Annotated in this window: 30 protein-coding genes and 2 pseudogenes; 26 read left to right on the top strand and 6 right to left on the bottom strand. The window is 59.9% G+C overall.

Going from position 1 to position 23,333, the window contains the following annotated elements:
• Positions 1-30 precede the first annotated feature (30 nt).
• Genes nifN through fdxB form a run of 5 tightly spaced genes read left to right on the top strand, consistent with a single transcriptional unit; the run spans position 31 to position 2,820 of the window.
• A complete protein-coding gene (nifN, locus tag AXW67_RS05655) occupies positions 31-1,413 on the top strand; it encodes a nitrogenase iron-molybdenum cofactor biosynthesis protein NifN (protein WP_063677064.1) in 1,383 nt (460 codons plus the stop codon).
• A 23-nt stretch (positions 1,414-1,436) separates the two neighbouring features.
• Positions 1,437-1,832, top strand: a complete 396-nt coding sequence (gene nifX, locus AXW67_RS05650; RefSeq protein ID WP_063677091.1) for a nitrogen fixation protein NifX — start codon at positions 1,437-1,439, stop codon at positions 1,830-1,832.
• A gap of 11 nt (positions 1,833-1,843) precedes the next feature.
• Positions 1,844-2,314 carry a NifX-associated nitrogen fixation protein gene (locus AXW67_RS05645; protein ID WP_063677063.1) on the top strand — a complete coding sequence of 157 codons (471 nt, stop codon included), beginning with the start codon at positions 1,844-1,846 and terminating at the stop codon, positions 2,312-2,314.
• A 7-nt stretch (positions 2,315-2,321) separates the two neighbouring features.
• A complete protein-coding gene (locus AXW67_RS05640) occupies positions 2,322-2,522 on the top strand; it encodes a CCE_0567 family metalloprotein (protein ID WP_063677062.1) in 201 nt (66 codons plus the stop codon).
• A gap of 13 nt (positions 2,523-2,535) precedes the next feature.
• Positions 2,536-2,820 carry a ferredoxin III, nif-specific gene (fdxB, locus tag AXW67_RS05635; protein ID WP_063677061.1) on the top strand — a complete coding sequence of 95 codons (285 nt, stop codon included), beginning with the start codon at positions 2,536-2,538 and terminating at the stop codon, positions 2,818-2,820.
• 84 nt (positions 2,821-2,904) lie between these two features.
• On the opposite strand, the gene AXW67_RS05630 is transcribed toward fdxB, so the two are convergent.
• Both AXW67_RS05630 and AXW67_RS05625 read right to left on the bottom strand, forming a co-directional pair.
• Positions 2,905-3,219, bottom strand: a complete 315-nt coding sequence (locus AXW67_RS05630; RefSeq protein WP_063677060.1) for a hypothetical protein — start codon at positions 3,217-3,219, stop codon at positions 2,905-2,907.
• 19 nt (positions 3,220-3,238) lie between these two features.
• On the bottom strand, positions 3,239-3,655 hold the full coding sequence (locus AXW67_RS05625; RefSeq protein WP_136623883.1) for a hypothetical protein: 417 nt from the start codon (positions 3,653-3,655) through the stop codon (positions 3,239-3,241).
• A 243-nt stretch (positions 3,656-3,898) separates the two neighbouring features.
• Here AXW67_RS05625 and AXW67_RS43770 point away from each other — a divergent pair.
• Positions 3,899-4,294: pseudogene (locus AXW67_RS43770) on the top strand (Rieske (2Fe-2S) protein).
• 9 nt (positions 4,295-4,303) lie between these two features.
• On the opposite strand, the gene AXW67_RS05615 reads toward AXW67_RS43770, so the two are convergent.
• Complete coding sequence (locus AXW67_RS05615) at positions 4,304-4,894, bottom strand: hypothetical protein (protein WP_063677058.1); 591 nt, start codon at positions 4,892-4,894, stop codon at positions 4,304-4,306.
• 342 nt (positions 4,895-5,236) lie between these two features.
• Between AXW67_RS05615 and AXW67_RS05610 the strand changes: the two genes are divergently transcribed.
• From AXW67_RS05610 to AXW67_RS05545, 13 genes are all read left to right on the top strand, one after another.
• Positions 5,237-5,557: a HesB/IscA family protein gene (locus AXW67_RS05610; RefSeq protein WP_063677057.1), complete on the top strand. Its 321-nt coding sequence runs from the start codon at positions 5,237-5,239 to the stop codon at positions 5,555-5,557.
• Positions 5,558-5,597: 40 nt separating this feature from the next.
• The gene (locus tag AXW67_RS05605; RefSeq protein ID WP_063677056.1) at positions 5,598-5,891 is read left to right on the top strand and encodes a NifU family protein; all 294 of its coding nucleotides are present in this window, start codon (positions 5,598-5,600) and stop codon (positions 5,889-5,891) included.
• Between the two features lie 12 nt (positions 5,892-5,903).
• Positions 5,904-7,100 (top strand): cysteine desulfurase NifS, encoded by a 1,197-nt coding sequence (nifS, locus tag AXW67_RS05600; protein ID WP_063677090.1) that lies wholly within the window; start codon positions 5,904-5,906, stop codon positions 7,098-7,100.
• Positions 7,097-7,318 (top strand): putative nitrogen fixation protein NifT, encoded by a 222-nt coding sequence (nifT, locus tag AXW67_RS05595; RefSeq protein WP_027555682.1) that lies wholly within the window; start codon positions 7,097-7,099, stop codon positions 7,316-7,318. Before nifS ends, nifT begins: the two co-directional genes overlap by 4 nt.
• Entirely contained in the window at positions 7,318-8,184 is an 867-nt protein-coding gene (locus tag AXW67_RS05590) for an SIR2 family NAD-dependent protein deacylase (protein ID WP_063677055.1), read from the top strand. The genes nifT and AXW67_RS05590 overlap by 1 nt, the downstream gene beginning before the upstream one ends.
• A 767-nt stretch (positions 8,185-8,951) precedes the next feature.
• The gene (gene nifB, locus AXW67_RS05580; RefSeq protein WP_063677089.1) at positions 8,952-10,508 is read left to right on the top strand and encodes a nitrogenase cofactor biosynthesis protein NifB; all 1,557 of its coding nucleotides are present in this window, start codon (positions 8,952-8,954) and stop codon (positions 10,506-10,508) included.
• Between the two features lie 16 nt (positions 10,509-10,524).
• Positions 10,525-10,743, top strand: coding sequence for a 4Fe-4S binding protein (locus AXW67_RS05575; protein WP_063677053.1), 219 nt, complete (start codon positions 10,525-10,527; stop codon positions 10,741-10,743).
• 333 nt (positions 10,744-11,076) lie between these two features.
• Positions 11,077-11,394 carry a nitrogen fixation protein NifZ gene (locus tag AXW67_RS05570; protein ID WP_063677052.1) on the top strand — a complete coding sequence of 106 codons (318 nt, stop codon included), beginning with the start codon at positions 11,077-11,079 and terminating at the stop codon, positions 11,392-11,394.
• Complete coding sequence (locus AXW67_RS05565) at positions 11,391-11,651, top strand: nitrogen fixation protein NifZ (protein WP_063677051.1); 261 nt, start codon at positions 11,391-11,393, stop codon at positions 11,649-11,651. Before AXW67_RS05570 ends, AXW67_RS05565 begins: the two co-directional genes overlap by 4 nt.
• On the top strand, positions 11,644-11,994 hold the full coding sequence (locus tag AXW67_RS43765) for a DUF3024 domain-containing protein (protein WP_063677050.1): 351 nt from the start codon (positions 11,644-11,646) through the stop codon (positions 11,992-11,994). The genes AXW67_RS05565 and AXW67_RS43765 overlap by 8 nt, the downstream gene beginning before the upstream one ends.
• Before the next feature lie 457 nt (positions 11,995-12,451).
• Entirely contained in the window at positions 12,452-13,336 is an 885-nt protein-coding gene (gene nifH / locus AXW67_RS05555) for a nitrogenase iron protein (RefSeq protein ID WP_063677049.1), read from the top strand.
• Positions 13,337-13,407: 71 nt separating this feature from the next.
• Positions 13,408-14,127, top strand: coding sequence for a nitrogen fixation protein NifQ (locus AXW67_RS05550; protein WP_245315424.1), 720 nt, complete (start codon positions 13,408-13,410; stop codon positions 14,125-14,127).
• 305 nt (positions 14,128-14,432) lie between these two features.
• Positions 14,433-14,981 carry a GNAT family N-acetyltransferase gene (locus AXW67_RS05545; protein ID WP_245315422.1) on the top strand — a complete coding sequence of 183 codons (549 nt, stop codon included), beginning with the start codon at positions 14,433-14,435 and terminating at the stop codon, positions 14,979-14,981.
• Between the two features lie 185 nt (positions 14,982-15,166).
• Here the strand turns inward: AXW67_RS05545 and AXW67_RS05540 are convergent, their stop codons facing one another.
• Complete coding sequence (locus tag AXW67_RS05540) at positions 15,167-15,424, bottom strand: LexA family protein (RefSeq protein WP_136623884.1); 258 nt, start codon at positions 15,422-15,424, stop codon at positions 15,167-15,169.
• A 39-nt stretch (positions 15,425-15,463) separates the two neighbouring features.
• On the opposite strand from AXW67_RS05540, the pseudogene AXW67_RS05535 reads away from it, so the two are divergent.
• The 7 genes and pseudogenes from AXW67_RS05535 (at position 15,464) to AXW67_RS05500 (ending at position 22,464) form a co-directional block, all read left to right on the top strand.
• Positions 15,464-16,584: pseudogene (locus tag AXW67_RS05535) on the top strand (IS630 family transposase).
• A 748-nt stretch (positions 16,585-17,332) separates the two neighbouring features.
• Positions 17,333-18,535 (top strand): homocitrate synthase, encoded by a 1,203-nt coding sequence (gene nifV, locus AXW67_RS05530; RefSeq protein ID WP_063677045.1) that lies wholly within the window; start codon positions 17,333-17,335, stop codon positions 18,533-18,535.
• 15 nt (positions 18,536-18,550) lie between these two features.
• Positions 18,551-18,880, top strand: coding sequence for a nitrogenase stabilizing/protective protein NifW (gene nifW / locus AXW67_RS05525; RefSeq protein WP_063677044.1), 330 nt, complete (start codon positions 18,551-18,553; stop codon positions 18,878-18,880).
• Positions 18,881-18,949: 69 nt separating this feature from the next.
• Entirely contained in the window at positions 18,950-19,159 is a 210-nt protein-coding gene (locus tag AXW67_RS05520) for a hypothetical protein (RefSeq protein WP_063677043.1), read from the top strand.
• Positions 19,160-19,703: 544 nt separating this feature from the next.
• Positions 19,704-20,831, top strand: a complete 1,128-nt coding sequence (locus AXW67_RS05510; protein WP_063677041.1) for an electron transfer flavoprotein subunit alpha/FixB family protein — start codon at positions 19,704-19,706, stop codon at positions 20,829-20,831.
• Positions 20,828-22,135: an FAD-dependent oxidoreductase gene (locus tag AXW67_RS05505; protein ID WP_063677040.1), complete on the top strand. Its 1,308-nt coding sequence runs from the start codon at positions 20,828-20,830 to the stop codon at positions 22,133-22,135. Before AXW67_RS05510 ends, AXW67_RS05505 begins: the two co-directional genes overlap by 4 nt.
• A 32-nt stretch (positions 22,136-22,167) precedes the next feature.
• Entirely contained in the window at positions 22,168-22,464 is a 297-nt protein-coding gene (locus tag AXW67_RS05500; RefSeq protein WP_063677039.1) for a ferredoxin family protein, read from the top strand.
• A 58-nt stretch (positions 22,465-22,522) separates the two neighbouring features.
• Here the strand turns inward: AXW67_RS05500 and AXW67_RS05495 are convergent, their stop codons facing one another.
• Together AXW67_RS05495 and AXW67_RS41620 are read right to left on the bottom strand one after the other, a co-directional pair.
• Positions 22,523-23,098, bottom strand: a complete 576-nt coding sequence (locus tag AXW67_RS05495; protein ID WP_063677038.1) for a Fic/DOC family protein — start codon at positions 23,096-23,098, stop codon at positions 22,523-22,525.
• 6 nt (positions 23,099-23,104) lie between these two features.
• The gene (locus tag AXW67_RS41620; protein WP_136623885.1) at positions 23,105-23,317 is read right to left on the bottom strand and encodes a hypothetical protein; all 213 of its coding nucleotides are present in this window, start codon (positions 23,315-23,317) and stop codon (positions 23,105-23,107) included.
• Positions 23,318-23,333 lie beyond the last annotated feature (16 nt).

Raw genomic sequence — 23,333 nt, 5'->3', positions numbered from 1 at the left:
CCTGCAGGCGGCGGAGTAGGGCAGCGCGGCATGGCGACCGTCACAATGTCGAAGAAAGCCTGCTCGGTCAATCCGCTCAAAATGAGTCAACCGGTCGGCGGCGCTTTTGCCTATCTCGGCGTGCGCGGCGCTATGCCCCTGTTGCACGGCCCGCAAGGATGTACGTCCTTTGCGCTGACGCTATTGGTGCGGCACTTCAAGGAAGCTGTACCGCTGCAGACGACTGCGATGAGCGAAGTCGCTACGGTGCTCGGCGGTTACGACAACGTCGAGCAGGCAGTCCTGAACATCTATAGCCGGACCAAGCCCGAGATCATCGGCATCAATTCAACAGGCGTCACCGAGACAAAGGGCGACGACGTCGAGGCGTTCATCCGACAGGTCCGGCAGAAGCACCTGCAGCTCGAAAAATGTCCGCTGGTCTACGTCGCGACTCCAGATTTCAAGGATGCGTTTCAGGATGGCTGGGGCAAGACGGTGGCGCGAATGGTAGAGGTCCTCGTCGACCCCGTTGACGCGGCGGCGCCGCGCGACCTCTCGCGCGTGAATGTGCTGCCGGGCTGTCATCTGACGCCCGGCGACATCGACGAGTTGCGCACGACTTTTGAGGACTTCGGACTGGATCCATCCTTCCTTCCTGATATCGGCGGCTCGCTGGATGGCCACATACCGGACAAGTTCACGCCCACCACGATCGGAGGAATCGGCGTCGAGGAAATCGCGAGCATGGGGCGCGCGGCCTGGACGGTCGCAATCGGTGCACAGATGCGCCGGGCAGCGGCCGCCATGCATGCCAGAACCGGGACGCCAGTCCGCCTGTTCGAGCGGCTCTGCGGCCTCATCCCCAATGACGAATTCATCGCCTTCCTGAGCGAGATCAGCGGGCGGCCCGTCCCGCTCAAATACCGTCGTCAGCGCGGACAGCTCGCAGACGCGATGCTGGATGCTCATTTTCACATCGGAGGCCGCAAGCTCGCGATCGGCGCCGAGCCCGACCTGCTGTTTGATGTTTCCAGCATGCTGCACGAGATGGGCGCCCAGATCGCGGCAGCAGTGACCACAGCCGCCTCGCCGGTGCTCGAGCGCGTCAAGTCCGAGGAGGTGCTGATCGGCGATCTCGAGGACCTGGAAGAACGCGCCAGGGTGCGCAACTGCGATCTCCTGATTACCCACGCGCACGGGCGCCAGGCAGCCTCGCGGCTGAAGATCCCGTTCTACCGCGCCGGCTTTCCGATATTCGACCGGGTCGGCGCCGGGCATCTGAAGACCGTCGGCTATCGCGGCACGCGGGAGCTGATCTTCGATCTGGCGAACCTCATTATCGCCGATCGCGAGGACAATCGCCAGCCGACGCCGGACACTTGGCGGACCTGCGATCCCGGCTTCCAGGTCGTTCCGCCGCAGCTGCACTGATGCCAGAGGAGGGACCCAAGTCGATGAAGGTCGCATTCGCCACTCAGGATTTGAAGCGCGTCGATGCCCATTTCGGCTGGGCCAGAAACATCGCCATCTATGACGTCCAACCGGACGGCCATCGCTTTGTCGAGGCAATCCAGTTTGACGGAGATCTCAAGGAAGACGGCATTGAGGATAAGCTCACGCCGAAGATCGAGGCGATCAAGGACTGCGCCATTCTTTATGTCGCCGCGATCGGCGGCTCGGGGGCCGCGCGGGTGGTTGCTCAGAAAATCCATCCAATGAAGGTAGCCGAGCCGGAGGCGATCGACGATCTCTGTGTCAAGCTCGAAGGCGTCCTGAAGGGCTCTCCGCCGCCTTGGCTGCGCAAGGTGCTCGCCAAGGGTGGGGAACGCAATCTGGAGTTCGAGGACTGATGGGACCTGTCATGAACAAACCGGCTGAGCCCACTCCTCGCGATCAGGTGGTGGACGCGCCCTTCGTCCGGGAGCTCGTCAAGATTTGGCGGGCGCAGGACACCCACGGCGCGTGGGAAGGCAAGAGGGATATCGACCTCCTCGAGCCCTACCTGCTCGACAAGGAGAAGCGGCGCATCCTCCCAATCGTCGGCGATCCAGATCCGGATACGATCTGGCGGCTTGAGCTCTTCTTCGATGCCGTTGCGCTTTCGATCGAAAGAGAAACCGGAGTAGGGGTGTCCCCGATGCTGAAGATGCACCACGAAGGCTTCGGTCGGCTGGTCCTGATCGCAGGGCGGCTTGTCGTCGTGAGCAAGCGGCTACGTGATGTACATCGCTTTGGCTTTGACAATCTTGCAAAGCTCGCCGCCGAGGGCGACGGGCACGTCAACAGCGCGGTCGAGATGATCCGCAGGTTTCCGGAAGTTGCGAACTACTGAGGCGATCATGCGCGATCTTGAATCACTGAAAGCCGAGGTCAAAAAACTATCGACCAAAGCGACCCAGGCTAAGATGGATCTCCACGATCTCTCCGAAGATCTGCCCGCCAACTGGACCTCGATCCTGGAAGTCGCTCAGAAGGCCTACGACGCCTTCGCCGTTCTCGAACGCAAGCGTCAAGAGCTCAACAAACTGGAAAGAGCATAGGCGATCAACGATTATGGCATCAGTAACCCGCGACGGCCGCGAGTGGAGCCCGGAATACCTGATCTCGATCGACCCGGAGAGGTGCATCGGCTGCGGCCGCTGCTACAAGGTCTGCGGCCGCGACGTCATGACGTTGAAAGGTCTCAATGAGGACGGCGAGATGATTGACCTCGATGACGATGATGACGAGATCGAGAAGAAGATTATGGTCATGACCGATGTCGGCGCTTGTATCGGCTGCGGCGCGTGCGCCCGCGTCTGTCCCACCAATTGTCAAGTTCACGCTGTCGTCGCCTGAGCCGCTCACTTGCGAGGTCGCTCGCTTTCGAAGCTGGGGCCTAACGGCGGCGATATCCCCATAAGCCAAAAATGTGAGTAGGTCCTATTCGATCCCCTGGTCACGTGCTTTCATCATTGCAGCGACCCGAAATCGCTCATGAATGGCGACCGCACTTGCGAGCAGAGCGGTCTGCGCGCTCTTGAGGGCCTCGATTACAATCCCAGCTTCCTCGCGCGTCAACGGGACGCGCCCGGCCATGTGGCTGGCATCGGGCACGACTGCCCAGATCGCGCGGCGATAAGGATGATCCTTCACCTCGATCAGGCTGTCGCTTTCGAGTTCGCCGCCAAGTGTAATAGCGAGCCCTGTCACTTCGAGCTTGCGACCGTCCTGCGTGAGCTTCACAAAAGTTGGCATCGATGGCTCAGCTTCTGGCTTAGAGGTGGTCAGGCCATCCCCGCCAGTTCCCCTCGGGGGAGACATTCGAGGCCATCTTCCTCGACGTTTGTTGCGTGCAAGACGCTTCAACCGAGTTGACCTTGACCTTGTCCTTGCCGCGACCAGCAGAGGGATCCCCAACCATGATCCCATCCGCCCTGGCGGCACGTGCGGCGCACGGTGCGACGGCGCGGGCGGTGGGCATGGGATTGGCTGCGAATTGCGAAGCCTCCAGATCGCCGGAGGTCGCGTCGAGAACCGGCTCTTCGAATTTGAAGCTGACAGCCACGTGGGTGCAATTGACCTCGCACACCGTGATCGGGCGCGCCATCGAATACACAGTCGGTGCGGTATGATCGAGCAGAGATTTGAGTTCGTTTGCGGAGCGATGGACGAGTTGCGGCGACGTGTTCATGTCAATCTCCATGCAAGCGTATGCTTCAGGGCGAGGATCAAATCTCGTGCCATATCCGTGCTTCCGCGCCAGCGAGGCGTCGTGCAAGCGGGTGAAAAAGCCCCCTGGCGAACCCGCATGCGTGGCGTAGCACCTTGCATCGCACCTGGCCCCTGAGAGGTGGTTTGACCCGGGCGGCCGCGAGATCTTGCGCGACTCTTGCAATTGCCTGGCCGAGAGACCTGGTCCCTTAGTGAGGACGACATGGAGCGGAACATCGCGTGCGCGATCTGCAACTCCGGCGATGTTCCGAACCGGCGAGCGATCGGCTTTCAGCTCATGATTATCGGTGACGACGGTGCGCCCGGGCCAGGCCGATCGTGATCGTGCGCTCGGGTAAGGACGTGATCGGCTATCGCAGGGTTTGCCCGCATGATCACGTGAAGCTGGAGTGGGAGCGCAACCAGTTCCTGGATCCCAATGGGTTCGCGCCTGATGTGCGGCAAGCACGGCTCGACGTTCGAGCTCGGTACAGGACTTGCGGTGGACGGCCCCTGCAAGAGGCAGCGCTTGACGCCGATTGCGCTCTCAGTGCTCGATGGCGACATCTGCGTAACGGGAGTTGAGCTTGTTGAAGATGACGAGGCAAAGAGGGTCTGAGCCAAAACGCTAAACCGGACGATTCTCGTTCCGGTTTTTGACCGGCCCCATCTTTGACAGGCCCTCTTTATAAGAAAGCTCAGTGCAGGACACCTCAATGTCTTTGGCCGCGTCGATGAGGTAGTCGAGCTTGCCCGCCGTATCGAAGGTCTTGATGTCGTTCTTGTCGACACCGGCCAGGTCCATCATCTCCTTCCATACCGTCGACTCCTCGCATGGCAGCACGCAGAACGTGATGTCACCAATTTTGGTGCGGTATTTCGCGAGCAAGTCGATGTTGTTGCAGAATATGAAATATCTTCCATCCGGGCTCAGCGTACCATCAAGCACCTGTGCGACATCGGCAAGATAGGTAAAGGAGTGCAGATAGCCGGCCAATATCGGAATCGTCGGATCTCCCCGTTCCGCGATCGTCAGCACTTGTTCAATCGAATAATCTGGCGGCCTCTTCTCGTCGGCGAGTTGGGGCTGGAACCTTAATGCGATGTCGCCGCGAAAGCCAAAACGGCCCTCTTTTTTGGTCCAGCCCTTCAGCACCGCATTCACAAGCCTGCCTTCCTTCTCAAGACGGCCCAGAGCAGTGTTGTCGATCGATGTCATGAGTCCTCCTCTTCGAGTGCCGAGCGGAAATTTCGGTCCGCGGGATTTGCGCGTACCACTTTATGCAAGTTGCCTGCCGTCAAACCTACTGGGCGCGCAAGCTAGCGGCAGGTCGGCGCGGTTGCAGGGCGTGTCTCGCCGCACCTCGGGCGCCACTGGTCCGTGTGCCCGCAAATACGTCGTGTCGCACACCCGACACGCGTCGACAACCAAACAATGACGTCGGCAAATGCGAGCGCTTTTTATTGCGCAATCGATGGCATGGGACTTGCCAAGAACGACCTGTCGCGACGACTTGCCAATGAGTACGACAGCAAATCGTCCAAAGCAGTTGGAGGTAGAATGATCAATTTGACTGAGAATGCGGTGAACGCGGTGAAGAGTGCGATCGCCGCAAAGGGCGTCCCTTCGCGCGGCCTGCGAATCATGGTCGAAGCCGGCGGCTGTTCCGGATTCAAGTACACGATGGGCCTCGCAGAGGCGGCTGAACCCGACGATAGCATCGTCGAGCGCGATGGCATCAAGGTGTTCGTGGACAATGCCAGCCGGGAGCATCTTGCCGGCACCACAATCGATTTCGCAGTGACGCTCGAGGGGTCTGGTTTCACGTTCGACAATCCGAACGCGAACTCGCACTGTTCCTGCGGCAAATCCTTCAGCTGATTTTCCGGGCCAGAGCGCCTGGCGGAAAGGTCATCGCAACATGCAGGTCGGGGTCCACGACAAGAAATTTGCGTCAGCCGAATCCTCTGCAGATCGTGAGCTGATCGTCCGCGCTGTGCTCGACGAACTGCGGCCAAACCTCAAGCGCGATGGCGGAGACTGCGAGCTGATCGAGATTGACGGTGACAAGATCATCGTAAAGCTCACTGGTGCCTGTGTGCTCTGCAAGCTCGCGAGCGCGACGTTGGAGGGTATCCAGGCGCGCTTGATCGAGCGGCTAGGCGGGTTCGTCCGCCTGATCCCCTCTGCAGGAGCTGCGAAAGTGCGGCATTGAGTGAGGCGCTTCGTGCGGCCAATTTATCTCGACAATAACGCGACCACGCGCACTGACCCGCTGGTCATCGCGGCGATGCTACCGTTCTTCTCGGAGCGGTTTGGCAATGCCTCATCAGGGCATGTGTTCGGAAGCGATGTCGCGGGAAGCGTCAGGGAGGCGAGAAAATGTGTGCGGGCCCTGATCGGTGCGGAATTTGACAGCGAGATTGTGTTTACCTCGGGCGGTACAGAGTCCGACAACACAGCCATTCTGTCCGCGCTTGCGGTCCAGGAAGGGCGTGACGAGGTGGTCGCAACGGCGGTGGAGCATCCGGCCGTGCTATCGCTCACCAACGAACTCACCCGTCGCGGCACGACATGCCATCTTGTTCCCGTCGATAGCTGCGGCCGGATCGACGTCGAGGCATACCGCCGGGCTCTGTCGCCCCGGACCGCGGTTGCTTCTATCATGTGGGCAAACAACGAGACGGGAACAATCTTTCCGGTAGAATATCTGGCTAAAATGGCGCGCTCGGTCGGCGCCCTGTTCCATACCGACGCCGTACAGTGCGTGGGACGGATCCCAATCGATCTCAAGAGGACGGAGATCGATATGCTCTCGCTCTCCGCCCATAAGCTCCATGGGCCGAAAGGGATTGGCGCACTTTACGTGCGCAAGGGCACCAGGTTCAGTCCGCTCATCACGGGCGGCCCACAGGAGCGGCGGCGCCGTGCCGGTACCGAAAACGTCCCGGGGATCATCGGCTTGGGAAAGGCGGCGGAGCTTGCCGCGGCAACGCTCGAACAGGAACAGGCGCGGATTGGCGCATTGCGCGACCGCCTTGAGCAGGGCCTTCTGAATCTCGGTCATTGCATGGTGCTCGGCGACGTCAACAGCCGCTTACCGAACACAACTGGCATCGCGTTCGAGCATCTCGAAGGCGAGGCGATCATCCATCATCTAAGCCGCGCCGGCATTGCCGCATCCGTTGGCTCGGCCTGCACGTCCGGTTCGATGGAACCGTCGTATGTGCTGCGCGCGATGAAGGTGCCGCCAGACTCACTGAACGGAGCGATACGCTTCTCGCTGTCGCGCGAAACGACAAGCAGCGAGATTGAACACGTCGTTCAGGTAATGGCCGATGTCCTTGCGAGCTTTCGGGCAACGTCAACCGCGAAGCAGGAGTGTGCGAGCGGCACCTCTCTTCCCATGGAGCCGAGCCCATGAAAGTCATGCTTCGCCGATCGCCGGAAACAGGCTTTTCAATCTACGTGCCAAAGAAGGATCTCGAAGAGCCAATCGTGGAATCGGAGAATGAGGCCTTGTGGGGTGGCTGGATCAGACTAGCCAATGGATGGGTTCTTGACCTGCCTCAGATGGCCGGCGACACCAGCCTGCCGATTACGATTAACGCCAAGAAGCGGGGCGGGGACAAAGAGGACTGATGAACGCGCTGGCCCCTTGCATCGACTTCGCCAGCTCGGCGGACGCCGAGGCCACCCTCCGAGAAGTCGCACAGCACCTGCGGAAGGGCCGCGTCGTTCCATATCTCGGGCCTGGCTTGGCCGAGCTCTCCATCTCGACAGCGCCGATGGCTCCAGAGACGCTCGCTGCGTTCTTCGCCAGCAAGGTCGCGCTGCCGCGCCGGGCCAGGGGAAACGCCTGGGCCTCGGCTCAGTACATCGAAAACACAAGGCATCGTGCCACCGTGAGCGCGCTGATGGCAGAAGCATTCGCGGCGGCAGCCGCGCCGACAGCATTGCACCAATATCTGGCCACGCTGGCGCTACCATTAGTGGTCGATAGCTGGTACGATGGAGCGATGCGAGCGGCCTTCGGCCTGCGCGAGGACTGGGGCGAGATCCAGGGTATCACTCGCGCCGGAATCGGCGAGGAACGCTGGTATCGCTTCTACGATGCGGCGGGCCAGGAGGTCGATGGTCAGATCGCCGGGCGCTGGACCACCATTCTCTACAAACCGCATGGCAGCGTCGTGCCGGCAAGGAATTTCCTGATCTCGGATGCGGACTACGTTGAGGCATTGACTGAGATCGACATCCAGACGCCAATTCCGGATGAGGTGAAGGCGCGCCGTACGGATCGTAGCTTTCTGTTCGTCGGTTGCCGGTTCAACGACCAGCTCCTGCGTACCTATGCCCGACAAGTGCTGAAGCGTTCGGCAGAGACCCACTACGCTGTGGTGGATCCGGCTGCGCTCTCGAAAAATGAGTTGCGCTTCCTGGTCGCGCAGGGCATCGCGCCGCTCGCCATCCCGCTTTCGCGTGCTATCGAGCTCCTGTGCGCGGCTTAGCCTTCTTTGCTCCCTTGCGCCAACAGGGACGTTCAAATCCAAAGAGACCGTGCCATCTCACCTGTTTCGGCGGTGGTTCCCAATGCGGAGGCAATGGTCGTAGTTCAGGCGCTGCTCCAGCTCCTGCGCCTGGCTTATCGATTGGTGTAGTGAATCCACGAGCCGTTTGCTTTCCGAGATAGCCCTGTCGGCCCTCTGAAGAAGCTGATCCCGCTCGCGCTCGATCGAGAGACGATGTACTGCCATCTCGCGCTCCGTGGGTCCATGCAGCCGGGAGCGTTATCAGCCTATTAGCCACGTGGAAGTCCGGAAATATCACGCCGAAAAGAAGTCGCAACAATTCGATCTGCTTCCGCCCCCTGTCTCCACCACCCTAGCCACCGTGTCAAACGATTGTACCGGATAGGGAAAGCTGTGGAGTGGCGATTAGCTTGCCGCGGACCGACTTCAGTTCGTTCAGCCTATGTCAAACCACATTATCGCTGCGCCCGGGGTCCCAGCTTCTCCGAATGGTATAAGGGAGGCGAGTAGCGATTTTTGCAGCAGGGTCGATCGACACTGTCGGAAACAGTACGGCGTGTCAGCCTTACGACATCCCTCAGCACGGTCTCCAAATTCCGTGTCCCTACACGCTTCCCCTTAAACCATTGAACCAAGCAGCTAGGTCGCGCGATGCCACCATGGCACGTGAGTTGCTAATGGTTCTACAGAACGGCTCCAGGAAATGAATCACGGAGCCGGTTCGACCCTCTATGGAGACCGGGTATATGGACGTGTCAGCGGAACGCAAGGCATCGGATGGCAGCGCCACCATGGGTAAAGCCAGACAGGCCTTCACGGAGCGCATGAGTTGCAGCGGGACCGGCGCTGGCGGAATGGCGGGCTGTACACCGCACGCAGTCTCGGCTGATCTGACGTCCGAGATCTGGGAGAAGGTCAAGAATCATCCGTGCTACAGCGAGGAAGCACACCATCACTATGCCCGAATGCATGTCGCGGTGGCGCCGGTCTGCAATATCCAGTGTAACTATTGCAACCGAAAATATGATTGTGCCAATGAGTCGCGCCCGGGAGTCGTCAGCGAGAAGCTGTCGCCTGAGCAGGCGGCGGACAAGGTGCTGGCTGTGGCTTCCACAATTCCACAGCTGACGGTGCTTGGGATCGCGGGCCCGGGTGATCCACTTGCCAATCCGGCAAAAACCTTCAAGACATTCGAGCTCGTCAACAAGGTCGCACCCGACATCAAGCTCTGTCTGTCGACCAACGGACTCGCTTTGTTGGATCACGTGGATGCGATCGCGAAATGCAACGTCAATCACGTCACAATCACCATCAACGCGATCGATCCGCATGTCGGCGCTAGGATCTACCCCTGGATATTCTACAAGCACAAGCGTCATGTCGGCATTGATGCCGCAAAGATCCTGATCGAGCGGCAGCTCCAGGGGCTTGGCGTCCTCGCAGCGCGCGACATCCTCTGCAAAATCAACTCGGTCATGATCCCGGGGATCAACGACAGGCATCTGGTCGAGGTCAACAAGGAAGTGAAAGCGCGCGGAGCGTTCCTGCACAACATAATGCCGCTGATCTCTTCGCCAGAGCATGGCACGGTGTTTGGCCTGAACGGGCAGCGTGGTCCGACGGCATGGGAACTGAAGACGCTGCAGGATAGTTGCGAAGGGGAGATGAAAATGATGCGGCACTGCCGCCAATGTCGTGCCGACGCAGTCGGCCTCCTGGGTGATGACCGCAGAGCCGAGTTCACCACCGAACGGATCGCGGCGCTTGGGCACAAATACGATGTGGAGGCCAGAAAGGCCTATCAGGCCAGGGTCGAAAATGTGCGCCATGCCAAAGTTGCGGCCACACGTCGGCAGCTTGCGGAGCTCGCGGATTGCGCCGACGCCGTAAAGGTGCTGGTAGCGGTCGCGACCAAAGGCTCGGCACTGATCAACGAACATTTTGGCCACGCCAAGGAGTTCCAGATCTACGAACTATCCGCCACAGGCGCAAAGATCGTGGACCATCGCCCCGTCCAGCTCTATTGCGGCGGCGGCTATGCCGAGGAAGATCGGCTCCCAACCATTATCCGCGCAATCAACGATTGCCACGCGGTCTTCGTCGCGAGGATCGGCGGTTGCCCCAAAGCCGAGTTGATCAAGGCTGGCATTGAGCCAGTCGATGAATACGCCCATGCGTTTATCGAAAAGTCGGCGATCGCCTGGTTCAAGCGCTATCTCGACAGGGTTAAAACCGGCGAGATTAAGCATGTGGAGCGTGGCGAGGCCGCGACCGCGCACGCCTCCATTATTTCAGCGGCGTGAGGCGGGGAGCAAAACAATGCCGTTCAAGATCGTCGCCTCGCAGTGCACGGGCTGTTCTGCTTGCGAACAGGAGTGTCCCAATGTCGCAATCTCGGAGAAAGGCGGGATTTTCGTGGTCGATCCAAAAAAATGCACCGAATGCATCGGCTATTTCGACGAGCCGCAGTGCGTGGCGGTCTGCCCGGTCGACAACACTTGCGTGCTTGACATGGCGCGACCGCGCTACGCCTCTTGAGGGCAATAGGCTATGAGGGGCGGGCCTTTCCCATGCACGGAACAAGTGAGACCAGCCAATACTGCGGTCGATAGGACGCCCGCGCCGTTGAACGCGGCAGCATCAAAGCTGAATCTGCCGGCCATGCAGCCGGTCGAGGACCAGATGTGGAGAGAGAGCTCGCTGAAATGGCTGCTTGGCCTATTCCACAAGTGCAAGGAAATGCTCGCTCAACCCGTGCCGCCGACGACCGACACGCGTTTCAGTGCGCGACGGGACAGTGAGCGAGACGTCGCCGCCTGAACCCTGTTCCACGTGGGCTGCGAGCGCAAACCGAGGCCGAGAGAGTTGAACATGAGCAATATGGCTGATGATGACGTCGTCGAGTTGACGTCGGCGCCCTTCTTCAATTGCGGCGAGAAAGTCCGGGCCAAGTATACGATCCGTAACGACGGCACCTACGCTGGCAAGCAGGTCGGCGACATCCTGGCGAAGAAGGGAGAGATCGGCTACGTGATCTCGATCGGCACGTTCCTGCAGAAATTCTACGTCTACGGCGTCGAATTTGTCAGGACCGGGCACCGGGTCGGGATGAGGCGGAAGGAGCTCGATCTGGTCTTGGCGAATGAGGACGCCGAGGAACGGCCTTTGCCCGGAGCTATTTGTCGATGATCGAACGCAGGCGACCGAAGTATCAGTCTGGCCAGCAAGTCAAGGCAAAGGTTGGGCTGGTCAATGACGGCTCATTGCCGGAAGCACCGCCGGAAGGCGTTCTGGTCAGCGTCGGCGACGTCGGCGAGGTCGTCCGGATTGCGCAGCACGCCGAAGCGAATTTGCCAATCTATCTCGTCAAGTTCGGCAAGCAACTTGTCATCGGTTGTCTCGAAGAAGAAATTGCACCGATCCAGGAAGGTGGAGCTGATGACTGAGGCGGTTCATGAGCCCGTACGGCCGGCACATCCTAATCATCTTGATCGTAGACGTATCGAACGAACGTTGGACACGCGTGAGTACTACCGTTATGTGTCACCGAGAGTGACTGGCGTTCCGGGTGGTTACTTGATCGAAAGTCCATGCTGCTCACGCCATATCGACATGGAAGGTGGTCTCATCGATATCGCGCTCCTGCGCCACGATTGCAGGAGCGCAAGCTGGCAGCTGTTTCGTAAGAATCACGATAACAGCCTTTGGGAACTCTACTCCACGCACAAGTGCCTAAAGGCCGCCGCCGACTTCTTGAGCGCCGATCCCGAGCGCGCATTCTGGCCATAACAAATCCGTACGACGGTCTTGGCTGCTCGAAATCGAGCTGTTGGGCTCGGCGACGCCGCATGTCGGATCGATATTTGTCGACAGGGCTAGTTGTGCCGCCCGATATGAATTGAGTCTGAACTCGCTCCGATTGACCAGGCGATTTGCGATCTGCGCTGCTTGCAGTGGCAACAAGACCGCCTCACGTTCCCCTGTCGTACATCTGACACAAGCAATTCATCTGTGCGTTTCGACGAGCTTTCATCTCCGTCGTACTGTCATGATGACGCGCGTAGCGCCCACTCGGAGAATGGCACGCCGCTTGCTACTCGCTACTGCGAGCAGGACTCAAGGACGTGCCCTCGTCAGTGGCGGCGAGATCGGTCTTCCCGAAAGCCGTCCACGCGCCGCTTAAAGAGCTTCAACATCGCTGAAGTACGGGCGAAATCATCGGCAGTGGGCTGGATGGAGAACAAGAATGTCTTCACTGAGACAAATTGCGTTTTACGGCAAGGGTGGTATCGGCAAATCGACGACGTCACAGAACACGCTGGCGGGGCTTGCCGAGATGGGTCATAAGATCCTGATCGTCGGGTGCGACCCCAAGGCGGACTCGACCCGACTGATCCTGCATGCAAAGGCACAGGACACGATCTTGAGCCTGGCGGCGAACGCCGGCAGCGTCGAGGACCTTGAGATCGAGGACGTCATGAAGGTCGGCTACAAGGACATCCTCTGCGTGGAGTCCGGCGGGCCGGAGCCGGGGGTCGGCTGCGCCGGCCGCGGCGTCATCACCTCGATCAACTTTCTGGAAGAGAACGGGGCTTATGAGGACATCAACTACGTGTCCTACGACGTGCTCGGCGATGTCGTCTGCGGCGGGTTTGCAATGCCGATCCGCGAGAACAAGGCCCAGGAGATCTACATCGTGATGTCCGGCGAGATGATGGCGATGTATGCCGCCAACAACATCTCCAAGGGCATTCTGAAGTACGCCAGTTCCGGCGGCGTTCGCCTCGGCGGGCTGATCTGCAACGAGCGGCAAACAGACAAGGAGCTGGAGCTGGCGGAAGCGCTTGCCAAGAAGCTCGGAACCCAGCTGATCTACTTTGTGCCGCGCGACAACATCGTGCAGCACGCGGAGCTGCGCCGAATGACGGTGCTGGAATACGCCCCCGACTCCAAGCAGGCAGATCACTATCGCAACCTCGCGACGAGAATCCACAACAATGGCGGCAAGGGTATCATTCCGACCCCTATCAGCATGGACGAACTTGAAGACATGCTGATGGAGCACGGCATCATGAAGCCGATCGATGAGGACCAGGTGGGCAAAACCGCCGCCGAGCTCGCCGCTCAATAGGTGGTCGCGGACACCCCAAAGATGGGCAATCACAGTCGCATGAGATGCAGGAAAATCGAGCGGAGTCGCAGGTGACCGCAGCGCGATCGAGTTCGTTGGACGAAGCGTCACCCTCGCTGGCTAGCTCTTCTACGGAAGGTCGGGACGTCGGAATAGAATTCTACCGTCTTCTGGTCGGCTGCGATCCCACGGATGCCGACCTAACCGACGATCGCGATTTTGATCGTCATGTGCTCGCCTCCGTCCTTTCCATCGCCGCGATGGATGGTGGGCCTCTTTCCGAGAAGGTCGGGCTGGTTGAGCAGGAGCTCGATCAGCTTCGCGCCAAATACTTCCCATCTGGGCCCGTTTGGCCGGTCGCTCGGACGACTAAGCCGGGCTTAACTTACGAGGACGAGATCATCATGGTGCGCGACCTCTTGCTCGCGCAGCGATCGACTGAAGGCGAGGTCAGCCGCTGGCTCGCTGCCATGATTGCGCGCCGCGCAATGGAGGCGAACCATCTGTGGGAGGATCTCGGGTTGCGCCAGCGGGCTGAATTGTCGCGTCTTTTGACACGCCATTTCGCACCATTGGCTGCACGAAATACGAAAAATATGCGATGGAAGCGCTTCATCTATCGCACCTTGTGCGAGGACGATGGCCTGGTGATGTGCACGACACCGGTGTGCACGCAATGCAATGATTTCGATCTTTGTTTCGGCGAAGAGAGTGGCGAAAGCCGCATGGCCGAGCGCCGCCGGGAATTTATGCGCGACGTCGAGGAGCATGTCAAAGCCGCCAGTCATTGACATAGGGCGACAGTTGGCGATCGAGGCGGCCCACTGATCATTGGCCTCCACGTGAACGCGACATCACGACGGCGTTACTCGATCATGAACCCATCTCGTGGGGACGCGGTCCAGGGCAGCCTTCTGAGATGGTCCATCCGATCAAGTGGTTGCTCGCGCTGCGAGCCTCGTTTCTGCAGCCGCCGGATGTCCCTGATGCGGCGGCTCCCGTGCTGTGCTCTGGGTTTTAGATCGGATCGTTGGACCGAAAAAATGGGAACGACACTATGATAGCGGAGTGCGAGATCAAATCTGCGCACGTGGAGATGCGAGTAAACACCGTCTGGACGATCGTGCTCGGCTTTGCAGCCGATCCATTGGCACGCTGGAGCTGGCCGGACTCGAACCAATATCTCAGTAGTATGCCGGAGTTCGTCGTCGCATGCGGCGGTCGAGCATTCGAGAATGGTACGGCCTACATCGCAGCAGGCCTCCGGGCCGCAGCCCTATGGCTGCCCCCCGGCGTGCAGCAAGATGAGCCGGCGCTAGACGCGCTCATGGAGCGGTCTCTGCGTCCGGAGATTGCGGAGGATATGGCCTGTCTTCGCAACGGAATGGCTGAACATCATCCGCCAGAGCCGCATTGGTATCTGCCCCTCATCGCCGCCGACCCGAACTGGGCCGGACAAGGTCTTGGCTCGCAGCTCATGCAGCACGCGCTTCGAAGATGTGATGAAGAAGGCGTCGCCGCCTATCTCGAGAGTTCAAATCCGCAAAACATAACGCTTTACAGACGCCACGGCTTCAAAATCATTGGCGAGATACAACACGGCTCCTCGCCGCCGCTCACGCCGATGTTGCGACTGCCGACTTGAGCGGAATCCTTTGGCGAGGATACACACCAGCAGCGACAACTAGGACCTTCTCATACCTTACAAGGTGAAGACGCCAGAATTGGTCAGCGTCCTTTCGACCAACAGCTGCGAGCGTAGGCATGGGCGAGAGTGCCGCCAGCTAGTAGCTCTGCACAGTGATTTTGACGGGTTGCGTTGTGCGGCAGTCAGATTAGTTCCGGCAGGCTTTTGGGATCAACGAGCACCTCGATGCTGCGAGGCGTCGCTGGCTGCCTTCTGATGAGGCCAGCTCGTTCCAGCGTCAGCACCATTTGGTGAACCGAGGGCGGGCTGACGCGAAAATATTCTTGCATGTCGGTTTCCGCCGGCGGTCTGCGGTGTAGCCGCGTATAGAGGTGGATGAAGGCAAGGTACTGCCCCTGTTTGGGCGTGAAGGTTTTTGCCGAAGGACTCACGCCGGCCATCCGATTCAGTTGTTCGTGCGAGCCTCGAAGGAGGCAGGCATGAATTTACGATATCGGGTCGAACTGAGCCAAGTCGAGCGCACCAACTCAAGACGCTGCTCGGCGGCGGCAAGCATGCGTCCCGCAGGCTCAAGCGAGCACAGATCTTGTTGGCTGCCGATGCCGGGGCCAGCGACGAGGAGATCGCCAGGAGCGTTGGCGTGAGCGGCTCGACCGTGTACCGGACCAAGCGACGCTTCGTGGAAGGCAATCTGGAGCGAGCGCTGAGCGAAGAGCCCCGTCCCGGCGCTGAGCGCAAACTCACGGGCAAGGAAGAGGCTCTGCTGGTGGCGACCGCCTGTGCCGGTCCGCCGGCGGGCCGTGCCCGCTGGACGCTCAAGCTGCTGGCAGGCGCGATGGTCAAGCTCACCGAGCACAAGAGCCTGTCCCACGAGACGGTTCGCCGGCGTCTGGCCGAAAATGACCTCAAGCCCTGGCGCAAGGACATGTGGTGCATTCCGCTGGTCGACGGCGAATACGTCGCTCGCATGGAAGACGTGCTCGATCTCTACGCCGAGGCGCCCGACCCCGATCACCCGGTGGTGTGCTTCGATGAAAGCCCGGTGCAGCTCATCGGCGAGGCGCGTCAGCCAATCCCCGCCGAGCCCGGCCGGCTCGAACGTTACGATTACGAGTATCGTCGCAATGGCACCGTCAACCTCTTCGTCCTGCTCGATGTGCATCGTCCCTGGCGCAAGGTCAAAGTCACCGAGCGGCGTGCGGCAGAAGACTACGCCCAATGCATGCGCGAACTCGTCGATATCCATTATCCCGACGCCGAGACCGTCCGGGTCGTCCAGGACAATCTATCAACCCATTCTGCCGGCGCCCTCTATCAGGCGTTCCCGCCTGCCGAAGCCAGACGGATTTTGCGACGACTTGAGTTCCACTACACCCCCAAGCACGCAAGCTGGCTCAACATGGTCGAGATCGAGATCGGCGTCTTGCGGGGACAGTGCCTCGACCGCAGGATCGACAACCCCAAGCGACTGCGCCGCGAACTCGCCGCCTGGGAACGGCAGAGGAATGCCGCACGCTCCCGCATCAAATGGATGTTCACTACAGACAAGGCGCGCACCAAAATGGGCCGCGCCTATCCCGACACTTCCAAAGAGTCATAATCACTGTGCAGAGGTACTAGTTGCGCATTCGCAGGCGGGCATCTCCAGTTGCTCGGTCAAGAGGGGGACGGCGCGCGCTTGGTCCGAGCCGTTCAGATCAGTCGATGCGATCTCATCAATGCGGGGCTTGTAACATTGGTGACAATTCACCTGACGTATCTTGGCGTGCGAATCACAACAAGCGAAAGGCACCGCAATGCAGAACCTAGCGACCTTACAGCGCCCAGTATGGCACGGTGCTTGCCATAGTCCTGACTGCATCACTTAAGTCGTCGCGTGATGCACGGAGCGGACTCGGCGCTTGTTGGTTCATGGCGTCGGGTCCGTTCCGTTCTGGTCTCGCCAGCCCAGGGCGGCTCGACGTGCATCGAGGAGGCTAGCGGAGCCCATCCCTAGATCCCGAAGTTTCGCAATTTCAAGAAGAAATCGGTTCTGAAGGGGGGCCGCGCGAAAACTGTGGTGGGTCGGACCCGTCGGCTAGAGCCGCCGTCCGATCAGGAGTCTTCGTATCGAGGTAGCATGAAATGAGCAGGAACCACGGAGGACCGGCCCGACCACGAGGATCCAGGTTCGACATGATCATCAATGTCGCCCGCAAGCGACGCAGATCTGAGCTGGTGCGCTGCCGACGTTGTTCGTTTCGCGACAAAGTCCCTCCGAACGGCTCCGTATGTTCGAGCGTCTAAACTCTATCGTGATCTGGCATGCCGGTTGCTCGCCGTCAGAGAAAGTGGAGTATTGACCTGAGATGAGCTTCGATGCTGCGATGCAGTCCGATAAAGCGCCGCCGCGACCGATCGTCCTGAACGACACGACGTTGCGCGATGGCGAGCAGGCGCCTGGTGTCGCCTTTACGGCTGCAGAAAAAGAATCCATCGCCCGGGCGCTGGCGCGGGCCGGAATTAACGAGATCGAGGCCGGTACGCCGGCCATGGGCCAAGAAGAGATCGGCGCGGTCCGGGCTATCGTCGAAGCCGGTCTGCCGGCGACGATCATCGCTTGGTGCCGGATGCGGACTTTTGACGTCGAGTCAGCGCTCAGCGCCGGTGTGTCAATGGTCAATTTGTCAATTCCATCCTCCGACATCCAAATTGCGGCCAAGCTGGGGGGCGGCCGCCCGGCTGCGTTGGAGCAGGTGAGGCGGGTCGTCGGCTATGCGCGTGAGAAGGGGCTTGATGTCTCAGTCGGCGCGGAAGACTCCTCGCGGGCCGACGTCAATTTCCTGATCGAATTGCTGGCTGCGGCAAGCGGCGCAGGCGCACGCCGCTTTCGTGTCGCGGACACGCTCAGCGTACTCGACCCAGATACGGCCTTTGCCATGGTCTCGGCGCTACGCGCCACCACCGATCTCGAGCTCGAATTCCACGGCCATGACGATCTCGGTCTTGCGACGGCCAACACGCTCGCCGCCATAAAAGCGGGCGCGACACATGCGTCCGTCACCGTGATCGGCCTTGGCGAGCGCGCCGGCAACGCGCCGCTGGAAGAGGTCGCTGTCGCGCTCAAGCAGCTTTATGGCCGCGACACGGGCGTCGTACTGTCGGAGCTTGAGAACGTCGCGGCCGTGGTCGCGGCGGCCGCCGTTCGCGCGATTCCACTCAATAAAGCGATCGTCGGTGAGCATGTTTTTACCCATGAATCGGGCATACATGTCGATGGTCTCCTGAAGGACCAGCGCACCTATCAGGCACTCGACCCACGGCTGCTTGGTCGTTCCAATCGTTTCGTGATCGGCAAACATTCAGGTCTCGCCGCCATCACGGCGCTGCTCTCCGAACTGCAACTATCGGCGACCGACGATCAAGCGAGGGCGGTCCTTGCCCGGGTCCGCAAGCATGCTGTCGAGTGCAAGGGGGCGGTCACGCGAGAGACCGTGATAAAGATCTGGCACGACGTCCGCGACCGCCCGCCGCCCAGCTGCTTCCAGGACGGCGCTTCGGTACAAAGGTGATGACGGAGACAGCAAATGGTTGATGGCATCCTCGCGCGATTGGACAAGGCCGCGGCGGCCGAGGAAATCTTTGCGATATTGGAGGTCGACTACGACCCGAAAGTGGTCAATGTTGCACGGCTCCACATTCTAAGACGCATGGGACAATATCTCGAAGCCGAGGATTTTACTGGCGCGCCGGATGAAGCTGTAGCGAAACGGTGCAAGGAAGTGCTGGAGCGGGCTTATGCTGATTTCGTCACCTCCTCTCCAATTGACCAGCGCGTGTTCAAGGTTCTGAAGGACGCCGTGAGTCGACGGCCGAAAGAAGCTCAAGCTCTCGTTCAGCTCGACGCCTTGAAGTGAACGGGCTGACTTGCCTGCGCTTGGAACGCCATCCTCAATTCCAGGCCAACTTAGCTCACCGGATCTTTAATGCGTGCGCGTGAAGGCATCGATCAGTCAATCGAAGTTGCGGCGGGAGATGGGCATGTCGCGTTCTCGACGACGTTGGTTTCAGCGATCGCCGTGGCCTTGTCGTGTTTCCGACGTCTGCCGCTTGTCGGCGCCGCTACCCAATTGCAGGCGAGCGATGAGCGGCTTACGCAAGATCCTATAGCCGCGCAGGATTTGCCAGACATGTAAACTTGGTACGACACTTGCTGTCTGCTATGCGCAGCTAAGCTTGGAGAAGCGCATGCGCACCGCTGTTTGCAGCAACAGCTGCCTCACTCCCCTCGGGCAGGAATGCTGCCCGTGACCGATCCTATACTGCGCCAGGAGCGCATACGACTGTCGTCCCCTGCGGGCGGTCCATCCTTGTGGCGCTCCGGGCAGGCCCGCGGCAAGGCGACCTCGTGGACCATGGGTCCACTTGCGGCCGATGTGTATTTGCCCAAGGCGCGCATCTTCGGGGCTAGTTGCGCCATGCGAGTGACCAATTGCTACCTGGCCGCCGGTGATAGGCCTGTAAACGTCGGCCAGCACTTAACCGCAACCGGTAAACCTTGGCCGGTTCCGCGAGGGGCCGAGCGGGCCCAACTCGAGTCCGCCCGTGCGGTCGGCGCCGCTTGCGCGCAGGCCGAACGTGGCGAGCGGCCGCCCGAAGCATTCCTCGAGGCGCTCTTCAGAAGGTGGACGAAGCTGGAGCTCACGGCACTTGCGCGGGCCTTAGAGAGGAAGAAGTACCATGAGCAGTAAATCCAGAACTCCCGCTCCGGCCGCCGCAGCAGGCCGTGCCGCGACGAAGAAAGAGTTGCCCGAGCGTTTCAGGGCCTACAAGCACGTCTGGGTCTTTATTGAGCAGGAGCGCGGGGTCGTGCACCCCGTCTCCTGGGAATTGATGGGCGCCGGCCGCAGGCTCGCGGACAAGCTCAAGGTCGATCTTGCCGCTGTTGTCATCGGGCCGGAAGGCGTCGCAACACAGCAGGCCGTGGCCATGTCGTTCGGCTACAGCGCCGACCTCGTGTACCTGGTCGCGAACAACATCTTGGCTGACTATCGCAATGAGTCCTACACCAAGGCGCTGACCGAACTCGTCAACACACATAAGCCGGAGATACTGCTCTTAGGCGCAACCACCCTCGGCCGCGATCTTGCGGGCTCGGTCGCGACCACTCTGCTCACCGGGCTCACCGCCGATTGCACGGGACTCGACGTTGACGCCGATGGCTCCCTTGCCGCGACACGACCGACGTTCGGCGGTTCGCTCCTTTGCACCATCTACACGCTGAACTACCGGCCGCAGATGGCGACGGTCCGTCCCCGCGTGATGCCGATGCCCGAACGCACCGCGCGTCCCGTCGGTCGGGTCATCACCCATGCACTGGACCTCCGCGAAGACGATATCGTCACAAAAGTTCTCTCCTTTCTGCCCGATCGGGACTCCGCGAAATCCAACCTTCCTTATGCTGACATAGTCGTTGCCGGCGGCCTGGGCATTGGATCGCCGGAAAATTTTCAGCTGGTTCGGCAGCTCGCGACCGTTCTGAAGGCCGAGTATGGCTGTTCGCGGCCGCTGGTGCAAAAGGGGTGGGCCACCGCCGACCGCCAGATCGGGCAGACGGGCAAGACCATTCGGCCCAAGCTTTATATTGCAGCGGGCATTTCGGGGGCTATCCAGCATCGGGTCGGCGTCGAAGGCGCCGATCTCATCGTCGCCATCAACACCGACAAGAATGCGCCGATTTTTGACTTCGCCCATATGGGCATCGTTGACGACGCCATCCGCCTGTTGCCGCCGCTCACCGCGGCGTTTCGCGCGCGGCTGATGAGCGAATCGCGTGGCCGATCGAAAGCTGCAGGAGCATCGTCATGATCGATGAAAAGTTCGACGCCATCGTTGTTGGGGCGGGCATGGCTGGAAACGCGGCGGCGCTCACGATGGCCAAGAATGGCATGAAGGTGTTGCAGCTCGAGCGCGGCGAGTATTCTGGCTCCAAGAACGTACAAGGTGCGATCCTTTACGCTGACATGCTGGAGAAATTGATTCCCGACTTCCGCGAAGACGCCCCGCTCGAGCGGAACCTGGTCGAGCAGCGCTTCTGGATGATGGACGATCACTCGCACACCGGCCTGCACTACCGCTCAGATGACTTCAATGAAGAGAGACCAAACCGCTATACGATCATTCGAGCCCAGTTCGATAAATGGTTTTCTCAGAAAGTTCGCGAAGCCGGCGCCACGGTATTGTGCGAAACCACTGTGACCGAGCTTGTTCGGGATACCTCCGGCGGCGTGGTCGGCGTTCGGACCGATCGCCGCGACGGCGAGATCCATGCCGACGTCGTCGTCCTGGCGGAGGGCGTCAACGGCCTGCTCGGTGCGCGCGCCGGCCTGCGTGAGCGGCCGAATCCCGCGCACGTCGCGCTCGCGGTGAAAGAAATGCATTTCCTGCCGCGCGAGACTATCGAGGCACGCTTCAATCTCAAAGGTGATGAAGGCGCCGTGATTGAAGCCGCAGGCACCATAACGCGCGGCATGACCGGTATGGCGTTTGTTTATACGAACAAGGAATGTATCTCGCTCGGGATCGGATGTCTCATCGCCGATTTTGAGTCGGCTGCCGAGACACCTTACGGGCTGCTCGAGCGGTTCAAGCGGCACACCTCAGTCGCGCCGCTGATAGAAGGTTCGGAGGTGAAAGAATATTCTGCACATCTCATTCCAGAGGGGGGCTATAAGGCAATCCCGCAACTCTACGGCAAGGGCTGGGTCGTGGTCGGCGACGCCGCGCAGTTCAACAACGCTATTCATCGCGAGGGATCAAACCTCGCAATGACTTCCGGTCGTATCGCAGCGGAAGCGATCCTAAAGCTCAGGTCTCAGAAAAGGCCGATGACAGCCGAAAATCTCGCCCTGTACAGGAGGATGCTCAATGAGTCCTTCGTGATGAAGGATCTGAAAAAGTACAAGGATATGCCTGCGCTGATGCATACGCAGTCACAAAACTTCTTTTTGACCTATCCGCAGCTCTTCTCGAAGGCGATGCAGGGCTTTTTGCGCATCGACGGCACGCCGAAGGTCGAAAAGGAAAAGCTGGCACTCAAGTCGTTCGTAACGGCGCGCTCGCGCAGGGGGCTGTTCAGCGACGCTTTCCGTTTTGTGCGGGCGTGGCGTTGAATTGAGCAACGGTAACTGACGGAGATTGGACTATGTCGAACGAGCCACCCGTACGCGTCCAGGACAAGCTGTTCTATAATCGTTACCGTGTGGATACGGGCCGTGCGCACATCAAAGTGCGGCCGCACGGCACGCCCTCGCCGCAGCTCTTGTCCCTGCTGAAGGCCTGCCCGGCGCGCTGCTACGAGCTCAATGACCAGGGGCAGGTCGAGGTGACCATCGACGGCTGCATGGAATGTGGCACTTGCCGGATCATCTGCGAGGAGAATGGCGACATCGAGTGGAGCTACCCCCGCGGCGGTTACGGAGTGCTATTCAAGTTCGGCTGAGCTCGCTATTTCAAGGAAATAGAGCGGAAAATTTAGGAGGTCGCGCTCAACGGTCAGTCTAGTGCCGGACCAGACCGCTGATGATCGCAGCGAGAGGCTCTTCGTCGCCGTCAAAGCTGGCAATCATCGCATTGAGGAAAGCATCGGGATCAAGGTCCTCAAGATTGATCGCATACCCAGCGTGATCCGCCAGAAGGAGGAAGAACGACAGCTGAGTGCGGCCATTGCCTTCGCGGAAGGCATGAATAACGTTGAGTTCGGAGAGGAAGTGGGCTGCCTTCTTGGCAAATGTCTCTGGCTCCAGTCCGATCAGAAACTTGTCTTTCTTCAGCTCTACGAACAGCTTACTTGCTTGGTTCTCGACGTTTTCCGGAAAGCAGAACATACTTCCGCCCTTTGACATGCGAACGGTCCGAATCTTCCCGGCCCAATCGTAGACGTCCTGGAACAGGTGTTCATGGATGGACTTGAAGTGCGCGAAATCGAGATTGCCGGCCGGGAGTTCCTCGTCGGCTCTAGCGTCGCTTACTTCCGCTTCGAAGGCTTCGAGCTCATCTGCGTCTGTGAGATCGAGTTTGTTCTTCAGGACGGTCGTGCCAAGATAGCAGTAGTCGTCGGCCACAGCATCGTACATGCCGGATTACGCCTTGCGGTAAGCCTTGATGATCGCTTTCCGGCGCTCTTCTGGGGTGCGCGCCTTGCTCTCGACGATTGCGCTGCTGCCTTTCATCCTCGGCGAATAGATGATGCCCTCCACGGAACTGATCTTCCTGAAGCGTGCACTGCCGATCACAAAGCCTGATGCTTTGCCTTTCTTGGGGGGGGATTTCGGGGGTGATTTCTTCGATGCCATATTAGACACAATAGCA

Source organism: Bradyrhizobium neotropicale (genome assembly GCF_001641695.1).
In the GTDB taxonomy this organism is placed as follows: Bacteria; Pseudomonadota; Alphaproteobacteria; order Rhizobiales; family Xanthobacteraceae; genus Bradyrhizobium; species Bradyrhizobium neotropicale.
Note: the sequence above shows the minus strand (reverse complement) of the source record. Positions and strands in the feature narration are given on the sequence as shown.